The sequence below is a fragment of the Methyloceanibacter caenitepidi genome (assembly GCF_000828475.1).
Taxonomy (GTDB): domain Bacteria; phylum Pseudomonadota; class Alphaproteobacteria; order Rhizobiales; family Methyloligellaceae; genus Methyloceanibacter; species Methyloceanibacter caenitepidi.
In genome coordinates, this window is the sequence record NZ_AP014648.1 from 2269635 (window position 1) to 2288476 (window position 18842).

At 63.1% G+C, this 18842-nt stretch carries 16 protein-coding genes and 1 tRNA gene; 9 read left to right on the forward strand and 8 right to left on the reverse strand.

What is annotated here, in order from left to right; genetic code table 11:
* Nucleotides 1–21: 21 nt before the first annotated feature.
* From tmk to GL4_RS18110, 3 genes are all read right to left on the reverse strand, one after another.
* The gene (gene tmk, locus GL4_RS10590; protein WP_045367333.1) at nucleotides 22–669 is read right to left on the reverse strand and encodes a dTMP kinase; all 648 of its coding nucleotides are present in this window, start codon (nucleotides 667–669) and stop codon (nucleotides 22–24) included.
* 26 nt (nucleotides 670–695) lie between these two features.
* Complete coding sequence (locus tag GL4_RS10595; protein ID WP_045367336.1) at nucleotides 696–1874, reverse strand: D-alanyl-D-alanine carboxypeptidase family protein; 1179 nt, start codon at nucleotides 1872–1874, stop codon at nucleotides 696–698.
* 131 nt (nucleotides 1875–2005) lie between these two features.
* Nucleotides 2006–2989: a septal ring lytic transglycosylase RlpA family protein gene (locus GL4_RS18110; RefSeq protein WP_280136136.1), complete on the reverse strand. Its 984-nt coding sequence runs from the start codon at nucleotides 2987–2989 to the stop codon at nucleotides 2006–2008.
* A 545-nt stretch (nucleotides 2990–3534) separates the two neighbouring features.
* Between GL4_RS18110 and GL4_RS10605 the strand changes: the two genes are divergently transcribed.
* The 8 genes from GL4_RS10605 (at nucleotide 3535) to GL4_RS10640 (ending at nucleotide 14032) form a co-directional block, all read left to right on the forward strand.
* Nucleotides 3535–4875, forward strand: coding sequence for a tetratricopeptide repeat protein (locus GL4_RS10605; protein ID WP_045367339.1), 1341 nt, complete (start codon nucleotides 3535–3537; stop codon nucleotides 4873–4875).
* Between the two features lies 1 nt (nucleotide 4876).
* Nucleotides 4877–6544 carry a FecR family protein gene (locus tag GL4_RS16780; protein WP_052464384.1) on the forward strand — a complete coding sequence of 556 codons (1668 nt, stop codon included), beginning with the start codon at nucleotides 4877–4879 and terminating at the stop codon, nucleotides 6542–6544.
* A gap of 143 nt (nucleotides 6545–6687) precedes the next feature.
* Complete coding sequence (locus tag GL4_RS16785; protein WP_052464385.1) at nucleotides 6688–8661, forward strand: FecR family protein; 1974 nt, start codon at nucleotides 6688–6690, stop codon at nucleotides 8659–8661.
* Between the two features lie 174 nt (nucleotides 8662–8835).
* Nucleotides 8836–9837 (forward strand): FecR family protein, encoded by a 1002-nt coding sequence (locus tag GL4_RS16790; protein WP_052464386.1) that lies wholly within the window; start codon nucleotides 8836–8838, stop codon nucleotides 9835–9837.
* Between the two features lie 172 nt (nucleotides 9838–10009).
* Nucleotides 10010–10420: an Hsp20/alpha crystallin family protein gene (locus GL4_RS10625; protein WP_197539038.1), complete on the forward strand. Its 411-nt coding sequence runs from the start codon at nucleotides 10010–10012 to the stop codon at nucleotides 10418–10420.
* 22 nt (nucleotides 10421–10442) lie between these two features.
* Nucleotides 10443–12917, forward strand: a complete 2475-nt coding sequence (gene lon, locus GL4_RS10630) for an endopeptidase La (protein WP_045369969.1) — start codon at nucleotides 10443–10445, stop codon at nucleotides 12915–12917.
* A gap of 16 nt (nucleotides 12918–12933) precedes the next feature.
* Nucleotides 12934–13719, forward strand: coding sequence for an AAC(3) family N-acetyltransferase (locus tag GL4_RS10635; RefSeq protein WP_045369972.1), 786 nt, complete (start codon nucleotides 12934–12936; stop codon nucleotides 13717–13719).
* A gap of 121 nt (nucleotides 13720–13840) precedes the next feature.
* A complete protein-coding gene (locus GL4_RS10640) occupies nucleotides 13841–14032 on the forward strand; it encodes a hypothetical protein (protein ID WP_045367342.1) in 192 nt (63 codons plus the stop codon).
* Nucleotides 14033–14052: 20 nt separating this feature from the next.
* On the opposite strand, the gene GL4_RS10645 is transcribed toward GL4_RS10640, so the two are convergent.
* The 3 genes from GL4_RS10645 to GL4_RS10655 form a co-directional block, all read right to left on the reverse strand.
* Nucleotides 14053–14550, reverse strand: a complete 498-nt coding sequence (locus GL4_RS10645; RefSeq protein ID WP_045367345.1) for a hypothetical protein — start codon at nucleotides 14548–14550, stop codon at nucleotides 14053–14055.
* Between the two features lie 20 nt (nucleotides 14551–14570).
* Nucleotides 14571–15509, reverse strand: a complete 939-nt coding sequence (locus tag GL4_RS10650) for an acetamidase/formamidase family protein (protein ID WP_045367348.1) — start codon at nucleotides 15507–15509, stop codon at nucleotides 14571–14573.
* Nucleotides 15510–15626: 117 nt separating this feature from the next.
* A tRNA-Ser gene (locus GL4_RS10655) sits at nucleotides 15627–15719 on the reverse strand.
* A 166-nt stretch (nucleotides 15720–15885) separates the two neighbouring features.
* Between GL4_RS10655 and GL4_RS10660 the strand changes: the two genes are divergently transcribed.
* Complete coding sequence (locus GL4_RS10660; RefSeq protein WP_045367351.1) at nucleotides 15886–16518, forward strand: hypothetical protein; 633 nt, start codon at nucleotides 15886–15888, stop codon at nucleotides 16516–16518.
* Between the two features lie 75 nt (nucleotides 16519–16593).
* Here GL4_RS10660 and GL4_RS10665 read toward each other — a convergent pair whose 3' ends face one another.
* Entirely contained in the window at nucleotides 16594–16869 is a 276-nt protein-coding gene (locus tag GL4_RS10665) for an SEL1-like repeat protein (protein WP_045369974.1), read from the reverse strand.
* Between the two features lie 337 nt (nucleotides 16870–17206).
* Complete coding sequence (locus GL4_RS10670) at nucleotides 17207–18802, reverse strand: glycosyltransferase family 39 protein (protein ID WP_082025620.1); 1596 nt, start codon at nucleotides 18800–18802, stop codon at nucleotides 17207–17209.
* Nucleotides 18803–18842 lie beyond the last annotated feature (40 nt).

Consider the following 18842-nt stretch of genomic DNA (forward strand, 5'->3'; position numbering starts at 1 on the left):
GGACTGCACAAGGTGCCCCGATCAGGGATTGAGACGCTGCAGGACCGTCTCCCAAACATCCTCGGCGACCATGGCTTCGGGCTGACTTGCGTCCACCACGACGCAGCGGCCCGGTTCTTCATCCGCAATGTCCAAAAATCCACGGCGAATGCGCTCATGGCTCATGAGCTCCTGGCTTTCGAATCGGTCGAGGTCCTGACCTTCGGCGCGCGCTGAGACGCGCGCAAGCCCCTCCTCCGCCGGAATGTCCAGAATAAACGTGATGTCGGGCATCACGGGGCCGACGGTGAGCTGCTCCAACGCATTGATCAGCGCTCGGGGAACACCGCCCATCGCCCCTTGATAGGCCCGCGTCGAATCGACGAACCGGTCGCAGATGACCCACTGGCCCTGCTGCAACGCACCCTGGATCGCATTCTCGATATGATCGGCGCGCGCGGTCGCAAAGAGCACCGACTCCGCGAGCGGGCCAAACTGCGCCACTTGCCCGGACAGCAACACCTCACGGATGTTCTCCGCCGCCGGCGACCCTCCGGGTTCGCGCGTCACGAACACGGGCCGGCCGGAACGCGACAGACGCTCGGCGAGAATGTTGACCTGGGTCGACTTGCCGGAGCCCTCGCCGCCCTCGAAAGTGATGAAGCGTCCAATCTCGATGGCTTGCTGCATGGTGGGATGGGCTCGCCTACCCGGCGCTAAAGCAGCCAGCCGAACGCGAGCACCAGCAGGGAATCGATGCCCCGCATGGCGAAGCCGCTGCTGTTGATGTCTTCGCCCGCATAGAGCGGAATCTCATTGATCGCGGCAAGGTCGGCCGATTGCACCTTGAGCGTCGCGATCTGGTCGCCCTTCTTGATGGGGGCCTTGATGGGTCCCTCGTAGATGATCTCGCCGGTGACGGCGCCCGTGGCGCTCGCCGGAAGAAGAAGGTCGATCGCGCCGTCGCCGACGAGCGGCACGTAGTGTTTCTCACCGCCCCACACCAACGCCTCACTCACCTGCTGCCCGTCTTCGAACAGCCGGAACGGCCGGAAGCTCTTGAAGCCCCATTCCAGCACCCGGCGGGACTCGCTTTCGCGGTCGCCCTTGTTCTCAAGGCCCGTAAGAACGAGAACCAGCCGCTGGTCGCCGCGCTTGGCGCTCGACACGAGGCCGTAACCCGCCTCCTCCGTGTAGCCCGTCTTCAGACCGTCGACGCCGATATCCGCCCAAACCAGGGGATTCCGGTTGCGGAAAGTGAACTTGTCCCGATAGCGGAATTCCTTCTGAGCGAAGTAATGGTAGTACTCGGGATAGGTGTCGATGATGTGTTTGGAGAGCAAAGCGAGGTCCCGTGCCGTCATCAGATGGCCTTCGGCGGGAAGCCCCGTCGGGTTCACGAAGTTGGAGCCTGTCAGCCCGATTTGCTTCGCGTAGTCGTTCATCATCTTGACGAAGCCGCCCTCGGTCCCGCCAATTCCTTCGGCAAGGATCAGCGCCCCGTCATTCGCCGACTGAACGGTCACGCCCTGGATCAAGTCGCTGACGGTGATCGGGCTGCCGAGAGGCGCGAACATGGCGGCGGTCCCCGACGGCGCGCCGCCGGTACGCCAAGCGTGCTCACTCACGGTGAAGGTGTCGTCGAGCGTGATGCGCCCCGCCTTGAGCTCACGGAAGACCACAGCCAGAGTCATGAGCTTGCTCATGCTCGCAGGCGGAATTTGCTTGTCGGCGTCCTTCTCGTAGAGGACGAGATCGGCGCCCGAATCCAGCAGGATCCCGCTTTGGGCCTTGGTGGTGAATTCGTTGGTCTTATTCGCGGCCGCCGAGGCAACGCCCGCGGCCAACGCCAAGCCAAGCGCGCAGCATGCGCAGGCAACGGCAACTTTCGTCAATCTACGCAGAGAGCGCACGCGATCACATCGTTCTTGAGGAATGGTGGGCTAGCGGCCGCCGAAGACGGTCGCCTAGGCACCGTCACTATCGAATGCTTGGTCCGAAAAATCAACCGGCCACGGACCAACGCTCAGTTTTGCAAGATGATTTTGGCGCCCCGGTAGCCTGCATCGGCAACGTCGGACAGCGCCGCCGCCGCGGTGATGCCATCCACGAACGGCCCGACACGAACACGGTAGTACGTCTCGCCCTGCTCGGCGATCGGCTCGACCAAGACTGGTCCGACACCCGCGAGCGCACTCAGCGCCCGCTGCGCGTTCGCCTCGTTCTTGAAGAATCCCGCTTGAATCATCGGGCCTTGGAGTTCGTCCGGTGACGATGAGCCAATGGCGCCGGTTGTCGCCATATCGGCCTGCGGAGCCTCCGGCACGGCGAACTTGGCGTCCGCGGCTGCGGCGGCGCGTATGACCGTCGGCATTGGCGCAGGCTCAGGCTCGGCCTGAGCCACAGCGATGCTCGACCGGTCGGGCCGATCCGGAAGCGGCGGCGGCGCCGGCGGCCCCGGCGGTCCAACCGCGACCACCACTTCGGCCAAACCGTCCTCATCGGTGGTGCCGGCATATTGCGAGTAGCCCCGCGTCGACAGGTAGTCGCGCTCAAACGTATCGTCGCCGTCGAGGCTTGCTTTGCGGAGATAGCGCACACGGACATTGGCCGTGCCGGACCTTTTGAATCCGAGCACTTCGGCCGTGTGCCGGGACAGATCGATCAGGCGCCCATCGCGGAACGGGCCTCTGTCGTTCACGCGCACGACGGCGCTCAAGCCGTTGTCGAGATTGGTGACCTTGACATAGACCGGCAGGGGCAAGGTGGGATGAGCGGCCGACAAGCGCTCCATGTCGAAGATCTCGCCATTGGCCGTCTTCCGCCCGTGAAACAGATCGCCGTACCAGGAGGCGACGCCTCTCTGATCGTAGCTGGGGTCTTCCTCGGGGACGTAGCGCACGCCCTCGATCTCGTAGGGATCGCCGATCTTGAAATGACCGCCCCCTTTGGGCGCGGACTCGCCGATCTGGACGTATCGCTTGCCGAGGCCGTCTGGCTTCTGCTCCACCGGCACGCCATCGGGCCATAGCCACAGCACCGAAACCGAAAGAAGAAGGAGAACAAACCATGCCCGCGCGTCAAATACGCGTCGAGTCAGAGACTTAACGCGACCGGAGTCGGGCTCAGGTCCGTCCGATGTCACCCCGTCCAATGATCCGCCCCCCAAAGGGCTCAAGGAAGCCGCGCCGGAAAAGCTACGAACGCAGAACAAATGGAACTCTTCCGGCGCGCGTTCAATTTGAGCCTAAGTCGGTTATCAAAGAATAAATGCTGCCCCCAATTGCTCACGCACCGGTGGATAGAATGGCCGGTGCACTAAATATGTCCCAGAATCAGCCCATTATAACCCGACCAGGCTGATCGCATCAGATTGTTAACCATAGCAAGACAATCCCGTGCCCCAACGGCCACAGAGTCTTTGAAATCACTCGCGAAACCCCCGCCAAGCCTTGTCGCGCAAAGGTTAACTGGATAACGTCCGGGGTGATGGGCGGGTGCTGCTGTCGGCATGGACTGACATCTCACCAAAGTAACAACCGAACGGACGTACGAATGAGTTCGTGGGCGAAGTTGGCGACAACCGCTGCGGCGGCGGTGTGTCTGGTCCTGGGTGCCCTGGGACCCGCGTCCGCCGCTGAGGTCTCCGAACCGCAGCGCGAGGCAATGCTTCAGCGCATGATCGCCAATCCGAGCGATCTCGATCTCGCGTTCGAATACGCACAAGCTTCGTCCGATGCCGGCGACTACGAAGGCGCGATTTCCGCCCTGGAACGCATGCTGATATACGCGCCCAACACGCCCCGCCTCCAGTTCGAACTCGGCGTGCTCTACTACAAGCTTGGCGCCTATGAGGTCGCCCGCAGCTACTTCGAACAGGTGCTCCTCAATCCGAGCGTGCCGAATGAGATCGCCGACCAGGTTCGGCTCTATATCCAGCAGCTCGCCCTCGCCGCTGACCCGCCGCCCTTCTCCGCGTCGATCTTCAGCGCCATCCGCTGGGAGAGCAACGCGAACTTCGGCCCGGGCACCAACACGGTCACCCTGAACGGCATCGACTTCACCCTGGGCGATCAGTCCGTCGGGCGCCCCGGTTGGAGCTGGTTGAACATCGGGACGCTGCATTACTCCTACGATCTGAAGAACCAGGGCGACCGCATCGAGTTCGACTTCCTGGCCTATTCGACCGTCTACTTCGACGACGAACTCTCCGATATCGATCTCGACTTCTTCGAGTTCACCCTCGGCCCGAGCTTCAATCTGAAGCGCATCGGCTGGGACCAGACCCGGCTGTTTCTGTACGCCATCGGCGACCTGTCCTATCTCGGTTACGACTCGTATTTCTACGCACCGGGCGCAGGTATCCGGCTCTTGAGCTTCGCGGCGACGCAGAGCGTGCTCGATGCCCGCCTCGAGACGCGCTACCGCGACTTCCAAGACAACAGCGAACTGCCCACGAATTCGCTGCGCACGGGCTTCCAGACACGCATTGGGGTGAACTACAGCTACTACTTCACGCCCGGTCTCGTTCTGACGACCCAGGTTTACGCGCAGCGGGAGGCGGCCGACGCCGACTTCTACGCCAATACGGAAGTCGCGTTCTCGGCGGGCTTCGCCTACACCTTCCAGAACCCGCTGTGGCGGGCAGACTACCCGCTGACCTGGCAGTTGGGCGCAGGTATCATCCGGCGCGACTACGACGATCCCGACCCGACGATCAACCCGAACGAGTCCGAGCGGGACGATACGTGGTGGGCACGGACGGCGGTGGTGGTACCCGTCGCGGAGACCTGGGCGCTCGTGCCGCAAGTCGAATATCGCGACCAGCAGTCCAATTACGACCTGCGGACATTCGACGATTTGACAACGATGCTCGGCATCCAGAAGAGGTTCTAGCGTGGGAGCCGTACGCGTCATCACAGCGTCAGTCGCACTGTGTGTGGCGGTTGCCGGCGCATCGTCCGGCGCTTTGGCGAACAAGGTCGGCGTCGCAGCGGCGGTCAATCCGGACGCCTTTTCCGGCGGCAAGGAAATCCGCATCGGCAAATCGATCTTCTACAATGAGAGGATCAGCACCGACGCCAACGGCGTCGTTCAGGTTCTGCTCGTCGACGGCTCCACCTTCACCGTGGGCAAGAACTCCAACGTCGTCATCGACAGGTTCGTTTACGACCCCAACAAGAAGACCGGCGAGATCGTCACGTCCTTCTCGAAGGGCTCCATGCGTTTCATCGGCGGCAAGATCTCGAAGAACCCCGGCGGCGTGACCGTCAACACACCGGACGGCAGCCTCGCCATTCGCGGCGGCATGGCTCAGGGCGCGATCACTTCGCGCGGCACCATCTTCTCGTTCCTCTTCGGCAACGAGATGGTCTTCAAGAGCAAGAGCGGGAAGGTCTACACGGTTTACCAGCCCGGCTACACGCTCGACCTCAGCAGCGGGGTGCCGACGATCCGGCCGACGACGGCGGCAGACATCCAGACGGTCCTGGCCAGCCTGTCCAACAGCAACACGAACACGGACGGCGTGACCACGGACAACCAGCCCCCGCCACAGAACTTCGTGATCCTGCCCCAAGATTTTCAGCAGCTGATCATCGACGCCACGGGCACGCGGATCGACGATGAAATCCTCCAGCAAATACTGGCACTGCAGAATTTGCCACAGGTGCAGATCGAGGACCTCGAGGAGACCAGCATCGAGTTCACCATCGGCGGCTATGGCAGCGGAATCGTCAACGACGACTACTATGGCGACTACGCCATCGGTGCGAGTTCGTACTCGACCGACTTCGACTATAACGAGAACTCCGACGTCATCACCCTGACGCTACGCGACGTCGAGGGGTCCCCGCAGCCATACGAAATAGATCGCGGCACCTTCAAGTTCAGCCCGGTCTCCAAGAACAATTGGAGCCTGTCCGGTCTCCAGCTTATCGACCACGGCGGAAATCCGCTCCAGGTGATAAACAAGAGCGGCTTCGCCGAGAGGCAGACTCAGGCGCTATGCGCAAACTGCAATTTCATTGAATGGGGCACGTTCGGCGCGAACTACTCATACTACGACCAATTTGAGTACCAGCAGGACGAAGAGATCCAATATGGCTGGTGGGTCGGCGGTGCGGTGACCGCATTCAAGGATCTGCCGACGACAGGCACGGCGAGCTATGCCGGCACCGCCAGAGGCACGATCGTTTCGGACACCTACGACGTCCCGCAGGTCGAAGGCCGCGGCGATCTCGGCATGACCTGGAATTTCGCCAAGCGCACGGGACAGCTTTCGATCAGCAACTTCGTCCCCGTCAACAACGGCGTCTACAACATGCCCGCGCTCAACGTGAACGGCACCATGACTATGCCGGGGAACGTCAATCGATTCTCCGGCTCAATTAACGGCATGGCCGGACAGGTTTCTGTGGCGGGCGGCGCAAATGGCTCCTTCGTGACAGACCTGACGCGCCCGGCGGCGGGCGCGATCGGCAATTGGGGCGTCCGCCCACAAGGCCTGCAGAACCCGAATGCCTATGTAGCTACGGGTATTTTTGGCGCTGCTGCAAAGCGTTAGGCCAGCTCACCTAAAGTGCTGCCGTAGCTCCCCCATATCCACTCTGTTGGCGTGTTTGGACAATGTAAAGCGGCCCAAACGTGCTATATAGTTCGTTAACTTGGTTCGGCTCTTCTCTACGGCGTGTAGAAAAGGCTAGAGGGATGGTCAAAAACGGTCACTTGACGCTGCCTCGCGGCGCCGTGGCGATCGCGCTGCTCTGTGGCGCGGGCGTTGGCTTTGCCTTGTCCGCGCCCGCGAAAGCCGCAAAGGTCGGCGTTGCCGCAGCCGTCAATCCGGACGCGTTTTCGTCGCTCTCGCAAGTTCCCAACAAGCAGCTGAATATCGGCAAGTCGATCTTCTACAACGAGCGCATCGAGACCTCGGCGCAAGGGCTCGTGCAGGTGCTTCTGGTGGACGGCTCGACCTTCACGGTCGGCCCCAACTCCAACCTCGTCATCGACAAATTCGTCTACGACCCGAACAAGAAGACCGGCGAGATGGTCGCCACCTTCTCCAAGGGCTCTATGCGTTTCATCGGCGGCAAGCTGTCGAAGAACGCCGGCGGCGTGAAGGTGAACACGCCGGACGGCGCGCTCGCCATTCGCGGCGGCATGTTCCAGGGCAACACGCAGAGGCGGATCTACTCCTTCCTCTATGGCCACTCGATGACGATGCAAGGCCGGAACGGCCAAACGCAGACGGTCTATCAACCCGGCTACACGCTCGACATGTCGAGCGGCCGCGGCAACGTCCGCCCCACCACGGCCGAAGACACGAACGTCTTCATGCAGGCGCTGTCGAGCCCGAACTCCAATACGGCAGGGACGACTGGCGGCGACAGCGGCTCGCAGAACCCCAACAGCACCGCGCAGCAGACCGGTCAGCAGGCCGACAATATCTCGAACGCGGCCAGCCAAGCCGTCGGCGACGCGACCTTCGCTGAGATCCAAACAGAGATCGTCAAACAGCTCGTGAGGCTGGAGGAACTGCGCAACGACCCGGTCACGCTGCCGAAGGTCATAGAAACGCCGGTCATCAACCAGCCGCAAACACCGACAGTCGTAAAGACTGCAGCGACGTTCGACGGATTTGCATCCGGGTTCGTGCAGACCGGAGAGAACGGCAGTGGAAAGCCCGAGTTCCTAAACAACGGAACCGTCGTGGTCATGCTGGACCCGAAGGCGAACACAGTGACCGCAAATGTCAGCGCGGACCACAACAGGACGACGGAAGGTCCGCAGATCGACGCGATCGCTTGGCTCAAGGAAAATGTGCAGGAGCTTAGGAATGTACCGGACCGTTATTTCCCAGACATCACTGTAGGCAGTGAGACGAAGACCGCGACGGCCTTTAATCTCGGCTTCCTTGGCAGTGGTAACGGTGCCTACACCAACAACAACATCTTCCAAGCGCTCGGGAACCCTGGCACAACGCAGGTCTCCCAATTCACGTCGAAGACAGGCACAATCGATGTTGGTCGGTTCAGGGTTCTTTGGTGGAAATTTGGCCCGTACCACTACTCCGTGCCTATCTCGCAACGGAATGACGAATATGCGAATGTTCCGCACGAGGGGCATCTGGCGAGTCTCCCAGGAACCCTTCTTTGCAAAGACTGTAGCTACCTGAAATTCGGCACCTGGGCCTCAGACGTATCATTCGGCCAAAACGCAGAAGACCCAACTGTAGAAAAAATGGGCGGCTGGTGGGTCGCTTCCAAAGACGTCGTAAAAACCGTCGGCGAGCTACCCGCGCAGGGCAACGCGTTCTACGCAGGTAACGCGGTCGGCACCTTCGCGCATCGAATCGAGGGTAAGTCCTGGGACCAGGGACTTGCTACCGGAGGCGTCACGCTGGACTGGGATTTCGCGGAGCGTAGCGGCGATCTACAAGTCATCGATTTCGGCAACGACCTCGGCCGCAAATCGTTCGGCGGCACGGTCTCCAGCCCTGTAGATGTTGTCGGCTTCTCAGGTGACATTACGAATGGTGGCAAGGGCTCGATGCGCGGAACGTTCGTTGGAGCACGCCCAGATCTGGCCCCACGTGCGGTGATGGGCGATTTCAACGCCCGTGGCGGGAACTGGAGAGCTAATGGCGTTTATGGCGCCAGGAACGTGCCCAACCTCCCCCGATAGCCTAAAACGATCCTCGTTCCCCGTCGCTGCGCGGCTGCTGACAAACATGTCCGCACGCGCGGAAAGCCCCTGAATCCGTCGGCTTCCCTGCCACAATTCGGCGTTCGATTGCCCTGCGCCTCGGAAGTTTTGGCCGTTTCGCGAAAAGCTTGCCCTGCCTTTTTCTGTCCCCACATGACCGGCTTGCCAACGCCCTGCGGGCCTGCGGCATGCGACACCAACGGGACGGGACAGGTCTTCATGCGCGCTTCGATCAGCCTCACACCGCGGGCAACCGCCATTGTCGCAAGCTCGGTTCTCTCGGTGCTTCCCATGACCGACATGACCGCCACTGCGGAAGCCGCGGAGCGCGTCGGCGTCGCCTCCGCCGTAACGCCGAAAGCCGCCAGCACGCCTCCGGGCGCCGGCACACGAACCCTCAAGATCGGCAAGTCGGTGTTCTACAACGAGCGGATCACCACGTCGGACTCAGGCGTCGTGCAGGTGCTCCTGGTCGACGGCTCCACGTTCACGGTCGGCCCGCGATCGAGCCTGATCATCGACAAGTTCGTCTACAATCCGCACAAGGGGGCGGGCGAGATAACCGCAACCCTCTCGAAGGGCGCCCTGCGCTTTGTCGGCGGCAAGCTCTCCAAGCAGGAACCCGCCGTGAAGGTCAAAACCCCCGCCGGCGAGCTGACCGTGCGCGGCGGCATTTTCCAGGGCATCGTGAACAACTCCAACCAGGCGGTCTTCGCCTTCGTGTTCGGCGACTATCTGACGCTGAACCGCAAGGGACGCCGCTATGTCATCAAGCAAAACGGCAACCTGTTCGCCATCGGCAATTCAGGGCCGCCGATCATCCGGCGCACCACCCAGACGGACACCAATCTCATCCTGGCCGCGATCTCCGGCGGCGCCGTCGCAAAGGTCTACAAGACCAAGGGCAACGGCTGGCCGTTCTACTACGGCGTCCAACCTTCGGGCCGCTATCCCGACCAGCCGTTCGTGCGCGATCAGTATTACGACAACCTGCCGATCAAACTGCATCGCGTTCCGGAGCCGAAGGTCCACGTCCCGCATGTCCGTAGGCCGGAACCCCCTGCCCCTCCCGTACGCGTGCCCAAACCGCCCACGGTGACGCAAGGGCCGGTCTATACCGCCCCGTCGCCCGGGTTCTCGTGCGCCAACTGCTGACCCAGCGCGATCTCCGACGCCCCGTTTCCACTTGAATTGGAACCGGACAGTTCCCAAATGACTCGGGCCGCGCCCGTCCCGGCGCGGTCTTTCCGCATGGCAGTTCGGCTGTCGTCCCCCTATATAATCTGTGAGAACCACGAACGAAGCTTGCGACGTTGAATGAGGCGTGATGCGTGATCCCAAGATGCGTGATCCGAAGTCCCAGATGTTTGCCGACGCCTGCGCGATGCTCAAACAGGCCGAACAGCTCCATCGGCAATTTTTCGGGCCGTCCAGTGGAACCGGCAGCGCCTGCTGGGAACCGCCGGTCGACATTTTCGAGACCGAGCACGAATTGACCGTGATCACGGCGCTGCCGGGTGTCCGTCCCGAGGCGGTCCGTGCCGAGATCGAAGGCACGACGTTGATCGTCACCGGCGTCCGGCCCCTTCCGGCCGCGGGACGCCGCGCCAATATCGTCCGCCTCGAGATCCCTTACGGCCGCTTCGAGAGGCGCATCGCCATTTCCAGCCGTTTGCGGCTGACCGGCCAAGAACTCGAAAATGGATGTCTGAAATTGATCTTTACGAAGGCAGGCTAACCCCATCACTGAAGTGCACATCATGAATGAGCAAGACCAAAACCTGACCACCGAAAGTCTGCAGAAGAGCGAGGAGACCACCGAGTCCCCGACCGCCGCCGGACGGGCCGAGTCGGCCTATCCCGAGCTGCCGAACGATGCGGTCATTCTGCTGCCGACGCGCAACGCGGTGCTGTTTCCGGGCGTGGTCGCCCCCCTGATGGTTGGCCGCCCCCAGACCGTCGCCGGTGCGCAAGCCGCCGCGCAAGCCGGCAAACCCGTCGGCGTGCTGCTGCAAAGCGACCCGAGCGCCGACGCGCCGGGCCCCGACCAGCTGAACCGTGTCGGCACCATGGCCGAAATCATGCGCTATGTGACGTCGCCCGACGGCGCTCATCATCTCGTCGTGCGCGGCATGAACCGCTTCAAGGTTCTGGAGATCCTCGACGGATATCCGTTTCTCGCGGCGCGGATCGAGGAGGTCGGCGGATCCGAGGTGTTCTCGACCGAGCTTGCGGCCCGGGTGCATCAGCTGCGCGAGCGCGCGCGTGAGGCACTGTCGCTCCTGCCCAATGCGCCGGACGAACTCGCCGGCGCCCTCGAGCAGATCGAGTCGCCCTCCATGCTGGCCGACTTCATCGCCAATGTCATGGATATCAGCCCGCCCGAGAAGCAGGGCATCCTCGAAACGTTCGACGTGTCCGACCGCATCGACAAGGTGCTGCGCGAACTCGTGCAGCAGATCGAGGTTCTGCGCCTGTCGAAGCAAATCGGCGAGCAGACGCAAGAGTCGCTGTCCGGGCGTCAGCGCGAACATATCCTGCGCGAGCAGCTTCGCCAGATCCAAAAGGAGCTTGGCGAGGGCGAAGACGGCGAAGCCGAGATCGCCGAGTTGCGCGAGGCCATCGACAAGGCCGAGATGTCCGAGGAAGCGGAGACGCAGGCCAAGAAGGAACTGCGCCGCCTGGAGCGCATGCCCGAGGCGTCCGCCGAGCACGGCATGATCCGCACCTACCTGGATTGGCTGATCGAGCTGCCCTGGTCGAAGCTCTCTGAGGAGACGATCGACATCGCCGAGGCGCGCCGCATCCTCGATGAAGATCACTACGGCCTGCCGAAGGTGAAACAGCGGATCCTGGAGTATCTTGCCGTCCGCAAGCTCAACCCCGATGGCAACAGCCCGATCCTGTGCTTCGTCGGCCCGCCTGGCGTCGGCAAGACCTCGCTCGGCCAGTCAATCGCGCGCGCCATGGGCCGCCAGTTCGGGCGGATCAGCCTCGGCGGCGTTCATGACGAAGCGGAGATCCGCGGCCACCGGCGGACCTATGTGGGCGCCCTGCCCGGCAATATCGTGCAGGCGCTGCGCAAGGCCGAGACGCGCAATCCCGTCTTCATGCTCGACGAGATGGACAAGCTGAGCGCCAGCTTCCATGGCGATCCGTCCGCGGCGCTGCTCGAGGTCTTGGATCCTGCGCAGAACAGCACGTTCCGCGACAACTATCTCGGTGTCCCGTTCGACCTGTCGAAGGTGATGTTCATCGGGACGGCGAACGTGCTCGACCAGATTCCTGCGCCCTTGCGCGACCGCATGGAGGTCATCGAGATCCCCGGCTACACCGAGGACGAGAAGGTCGAGATCGCCAAGCGCTACTTGGTGAGGCGGCAGCTCGAAGCGAGCGGCCTCACCCCGGAACAATGCGAGATTACCGAAGAGGCGCTGCGCACGATCATCGACGGCTACACCCGCGAGGCGGGCGTCCGTAATCTCGAGCGCGAGATCGGCGCCGTCTGCCGTCACGTGGCCATGCAGATCGCCGAAGGCGGCCAATCCAACATGCGCATCGACGTGGACGACCTGCACGGCATCCTGGGCGCCCGCAAGGTCGACAACGAGGTGGCCATGCGGACGTCGGTACCCGGCGTCGCCACGGGCCTCGCCTGGACGCCGACGGGTGGCGATATTCTCTTCATCGAGTGCACGAAAGTGCCCGGCAAGGGCCGGCTCATCCTGACGGGTCAGCTCGGAGAGGTGATGAAGGAAAGCGCGCAAGCCGCTCTGTCTCTTCTAAAAGTCCGGGCTGGACACCTTGGGATCGAGCAGAGCGTGTTCGATACCTCGGATATCCATCTGCACGTCCCTGCGGGCGCCATCCCCAAGGACGGGCCGAGCGCGGGGGTGGCCATGTTCATCGCCCTCACCTCGCTCTTCACCGGGCGAACCGTTCGTAGCGACATCGCCATGACCGGCGAAATCTCGCTGCGCGGCCTCGTGCTGCCGATCGGCGGGGTGAAGAACAAGGTCCTCGCGGCGGTCCGCGCCGGGATCAAAACCGTGATGCTGCCCGAACGCAATCGCCGGGACTTCGAGGATATTCCGGAAGCCGCGCGCGAAGCGGTCAAGTTCGTCTGGATGTCGACCGTGGACGACGCGCTGGCCGCGGCTCTGAGCCCCCCGGAAGTGCCCGCCGACAGCCCCAACGACCTGTCCGACGATCAGCGCCGGCTGGCCAGCGGCTAGACGCCCCGTGATCACGATGGAGCGGCTTGGGCGCGACCTTGTGGCGCTCGGCGTCGCGCCGGGCGACACGTTGATGCTGCACGTCTCGTTGCGCGCCATCGGCTCCATCGAGAATGGCCCTGACGGCTTGCTCGCGGCGTTGACTGCCGCCGTGGGGCCGGACGGCACACTCCTGATGATTTTGAGCGCGGACATCGCCCATGACTGGGTCAACAAGCGGCCCGAGGCGGAGCGCGCGGCCCTCCTTGCGGATGCGCCGGTGTTCGACCCGCTGGAGGCCCCGGCCTTTTCGGAAGTCGGATTTTTCGCCGATGTCTTCCGAACGGCGCCCGGAACGCGCGTCACCGACAACCCGTCCGGCCGGTTCGGGGCGCGGGGGCTGCTCGCCGAAACGCTTCTGCGCGATGCGCCTTGGCACGACTATTATGGTCCCGGGTCGCCGCTGGAGCGGCTCTGCGAAGCGGGCGGCAAAATCCTCCGCATTGGCGCGAACCCGGACACCACCACTGTCCTGCACTACGCGGAGTATCTGGCCGACGTGCCCGGCAAGCGGCGCGTACGCCGTCACTATCGCTGTCAGGGGGCGGGCGGGCCGGTCATCAGGGCTGTGGAATGCCTCGATGACGAAGACGGCATCGTTCTCGTCGATGGCGAGGACTATTTTGCCTGTATTTTGAAGGTCTATCTGGCTCTCGGCCGTGCGAGGCGTGGCCAAGTGGGAAACGCGCCTGCCGAACTGATCGATGCCAACGACATCACCACTTTCGGGGCTCGGTGGATGACGGAGACGTTTGCCCGATAGACCGCCTCTACTGCCCGGTTTTTTATTGACCCGAACAGCGCACACGGACAGGTTGCTCCAAATCGGTCTTTATCTGGGCTGGTGCTGCCCCTATGATCCCCACATTCATTGGGGGGGTCCCATGCGGTTCCTACTTGGCTTCATATTGGGCGTTGCGCTGACGGTCGTGGCCGCGTTCGTCATGGATCAGCGCGAGCAGCAGGTCGAAAAGCGCGTCGTCAATTGGGACGTCGTGAACGAGAAAGTCGGCGCGGCCACGAAGGACGCGCAACAGGTCTGGTCCGACTTCACCAGCGAGATGACGAGCCAGTAAAACGACTCTGCCTCAACGCGCTATGCGCGGGACTTCCACCAAAATTCGAAAGCCGCCGGCAGCGCCGCATTCTTGATTTGCGGGGGCTTTGGCGGCTTGTCCTCCCGCCGGCTCTTGGGATGGGAGCTCGATTTCTCGGCCTGGGTCGTCGCCACCATGTTCATGCCGATCAGGAAGGCGGCGCCGCTGCCGACGACCGTCAAGATTGCGACTGTCCGCAGCGCGCGCCGTAACTCCCTTCGGCCGGGAGATTCCAGCCGCACGGTCCGGTTCACATAGGCCAAGAACGAGCTGAACAGGGCCGCCAACGCGCCGCCGCTAAATACAAGCATGGCCATTGTCACTTTGCGGTCGACGGTCGCCTGCGGCTCCATGGCCACGATGGTCAGCAGCACCAGCGCGGCGATGCCGTTCAGACCGATAAGGAAAGACAGCGCCCGGCCGGCCAGACGGTTTCGCTCCCGCTCGACAAAGGTGTGGTCAAGGCCGGGTCCAGACTGGGGGCTATTCACGGTCATATCGAAACTCCCAAGCCTCGCTAGCGCAGCACCATCTTCGGAAAATACAACGAAACCGTCCAGTTGGGGGCATTGACGATTTCGCTGATCCGCAGATCGGCACAGACGCTGCACAGCATATACGCATCCACCGCGGCCATATTTGTGCTGGCGCAAAGCCAATCGACCATCCCTGAGACGGCGTCCCGCGCCGCCTGCATCAGATCCGGACCGACCCCCGTCGTGGCCCGGTACCCGGCCTCGTCCAGATGGCGGGACACCGGCCCGCGCGTCTCGAAACGCGGATAGGCGAGCCCCGCATGCTTGATCAGGCCGATCTCGATCGCGACGACCATGGGGCTCTCGATGGCTGTCCCGCACACCTCCCCGTCCCCCTGGGCAGCATGGGTGTCGCCGAGCGACAACAAGCCGCCTGCGACCTCCACCGGCAGGTAGAGCGTCGTGCCGACGGCGTTGTCGCGGATATCGAGATTGCCGCCAACCCGGCGCGGCGGGATCACCGAATGCACGCCCGGCTTGGCGGGCGCGAGGCCAACCGTGCCGCAGAACGGCCGCAAGGGGACGGCAGCGCTCGCCCCGAACAGGGCCGGCGCCAGCGTCCGCGCATCGTACTTCCAGATATGGAGCGCGGGCTCGGGGAACTGATCGGCCAAAAGGCCGAAGCCCGGAATATTGGCGGTCCAGCCCCACCCGGACGGCTCGAAATCCTTGAAGGTCACGGCGACCGCGTCCCCTGGCTCCGCGCCCTCGATATAGATGGGCCCGGTCACGGGGTTCACGCGAGAGGAATCCCGCGCGAGGAACTGCTCGAGTGTAGTGTCGGGCCCCACCTGCCCCGCCGAGGCATCGATGGTCTCGATCTCGACCGTCTCGCCTGGCCGCACGGTCAGGATGGGCTCGATGGCGTTGTCCCAGCCGAAATGATGGTGGTGCTGATGGATCGTATGATTGCAGAGCACCGGTACCCTCCCGCCGCGCTTGGCCGATAGCGCATCATACCGATAATGAGATGATTGGGAGGCTGCGTTGTCGCCGCGCGTGGCGGCGAGCCTGGGGCAAATACGTAGGGCCAGGTCTGGCGGAGACGGGGGGATTCGAACCCCCGATACAGCTTTACACTGTATAACGGTTTAGCAAACCGCCGCCTTCAGCCTCTCGGCCACGTCTCCGCTGGACGCAAAGGCTTACTGGTCTCGTTCGAGCCGGTCAACACGCGTGCGTGCGATTTCCAGCCACACAGAGCCCTTGGGAGCCAGGGCCGAGCGGGCCGGCCCCGTATTGCACTCGGGAACAATATGCTAGGCTGATGGTTCGAAATCCTGGGAGGACTAGCGCATGAGCGGCGTCATCCGGTTCGGATGGCCTAGGCGTGCGGCGGCGTGCCTCGGCATAGCTTTTGCCGCCGCGTCTCTTGCCGTGCCCAATACAGCGCGGGCCGGGAGCGCCGAGTATTGCGTGACCTGCAAGAACCCCAACGCCTCCTACCGCTGCCGCCTCGAAGGAAGCGGCGTCACCCAGAGCGACGCGTTCAAGCTCTATTGCGTGGTGCGGACCACCAAGGAGGGCAATCACGCCTCCTGCGCGGCGAAGAAGGACCCCAACTGCGCCGGCGTGGTGAAGGTCTACAACTACGATGGCCCCACCCTGCCCCCAAAAGTCACGGATGACGCGCGCGTCCGCCAGCTGAACGAGCGCGTGGAACGGGAAAACCGGGCGTTCGAGGACAAGCGCGGCGAGCAACCCAAATCCCTGTTCGAGATGGGCGGCCGCGCCTATGACGCCTCGAAGCGCGGGCTGCAGGGAGCCGGTGCCGCGATCGGCATTGGCGCCGGCGCAAAGAACCAGCAGGCCGCGCCACCCCCGCCTCCGCCGCCCGCAGCTCAGGAGGCGCCGAAGCCGCAGAAGAATTTCGCGCGCCGCAGCTGGGACTGCATGACGTCCTGGTTCCGGGAGTGCGGCAAAGAGTAAGGCGGCACGCCGGTTTCGCCGGCATCCCGCCTTCAGCGCACACTCTGGCGCGCTTGAACCTCGCCCAATCCGACCCTAGTGGGTCTGAAGCCACTCGCGCGCTTGGCGTTGGGCTTCGGAGATCTGATCGGTGGTCATCTCCCGAGCCAGCTCCAGCCGGTAGTCACGCGCGGACTCGTTGCCGCGCGCCGCCGACAGGTTGAACCACTTGTGCGCGGTGACGAGATCGACATCCACGTCGCGCCCCGTCGCATACAGCATTCCAAGCTCGAACAGCGCATCCGCTCCGCCGGCCTGAACCGCAGGCTCAAACTGGCTGCCCAAGACTGTTCCAAGTTCCAATCGTGCCATGACGTCCCCCGTTTTGGCTCTTTGTCCCGCCGCGCATTCGGCTTTCCCCACGAAAGACTTTCGATGCGCGGTGTTGCGTTCAACGAAGACGATCATCGGCGAGGTCTTTGAAGAACGTCTGAATCGATGTGCTTAACGCAAGCTCACCCAAGTCTGAATCGCTTGGTAAGCTTGCTTTACGAGGGCACGGGAATCCGCGGGCTAAAGATTAAGAACGCGGGTTTGAAAGGGTCCTCTAACCATTTCCAGTCGCGTCTCGCTAACCACGCGCAACTTTCCCACACGCGAACGAGATTGAGTGTCGTCCCGTTTTCCCGAAGCGGCGCAGCCAGAATGACTAGCGCCGCGACGCCGCCGAGGGCTGCACGAGCGCTATCCTCCACTCCCAGGCTTTCGGCTGGGATGCGCTACCGAGGGTCGTCCACGGCACGTGCAAGGTCTTCGGCTTACCGACGACCTTTCCGTTGATTTGCCGGATGGCCGGCGCAGCCAGGGACCAGAGGTCCTCCGCGTGGGATGGACGCCACACGACGACAGCCGGGGCGGCCAAATCCTGCGGCCGCACGGGGGGCAAGTGATACGGCCGGCGAAGCGAGACGATGCGCGCCTCGGGAAGTAACGGGCGTAGATTGCCGCCATCGTTGCGGTCCATGACGATCAGCGTTCCGCCCCCGAAGCCGCGTGCCTTCAGTTCCTTGGCGAGCCCCTCGTACGGCACAGCGAGGCGGCAGTGATGGCAGTTCGGCCCCATAGCCTTGGCGAGGTACACCGCGCGTATCGGCACGACCGCAAGCGTGACTGCCAGCAGCACGGCGCCCATCACCGCCGGTCGGCGCGCCGGGGCGTCTTGTGCGGCGACCCACAACAGCCACAACGGCGTGAGCAGAAAGAAGGGATGCATGTAGCGCTCGAGATAGTTCGAGGCGCCCGTCAGCACCGCTCCGAGGAACAGGAAGGCGAAGCCGGCGACGGTCATGTGTAGCAACAAGAGCGGCCAATCAGCCCCTGCGTGTGCGAGATTCCGGGGCTGTACGCCGCGCGTGATTCTCGACCACACCTCGGGCAGAAGGGCCGGAAACATCACCAGCAGAATGGCATCGAGGGGGAAGAGAAAACCGAACGGCGCATAGCTCGCGGTGACGATCCCGGTCATGGTCGCGGTCAAACGATCCGAGGCCATGGGCGCTACCGTGCTGTCGAAGACCTGGACGAGGTTGTGGTGGTTGGCAACAAGCCAGTAGCCGAACGGCGCGGCTATCGCGGCGGCGACACCCACGCTCGCCAGCATGCGCATATCGAAGAGCCGGGCCCGCAACGCGGGCTGAAGAAGCGCGCAAACGCAAAGAATGATCAGATAGGCGACGAAGCCGTACTTGGTGAGGAGACCGAGGCCCGCCACGAGCCCGAAGAGCACATAGTCTCCAAGCCGTCCGCGCTCCACTAGTCTCATAAAGGCCCAGAACGACGCGGCGATGGCGCAGGTCATCACAAGGCTGTGCGTCACGCCTTCGTGGATGTTCCACCCGATCTGGTAGAGCAGCAGCGGCGATAAGCTCGCGAGCACGACCCAGCGCCGATCGTCGAACAGCCGACGCGCAATCAGATAGAAAAATACGAATGTCGCGGTGAGCAGGCCGTACTTGATGATCAAGAAGCCCGCTAGACCCGGACCCGTCGCCTGCTGCACCGACCACAACAGCCACTCGTAGACCGGCGGCTGGCGCTCCTGATAACCGAGCGCAAGGGTCTGGCCGAGAATATTGGCGGGAGCAGCGTCGAGCGAAAGATTATCGGAGTAGGCAAGCCGGAGAGCCGTGTGCACCAGCCCGTAAAGTGCGCCGAACAGCACAACCGCGCTAAGGCACCAGGGTGGGCAAAGTCTCTCTTCTGGGCGCGCGATGCAGACCTGCACCGGCATCACTGACGACGCCATAGCTCTCACTCTTCTTCGCGCCCACGAAGATTTGAGTGAA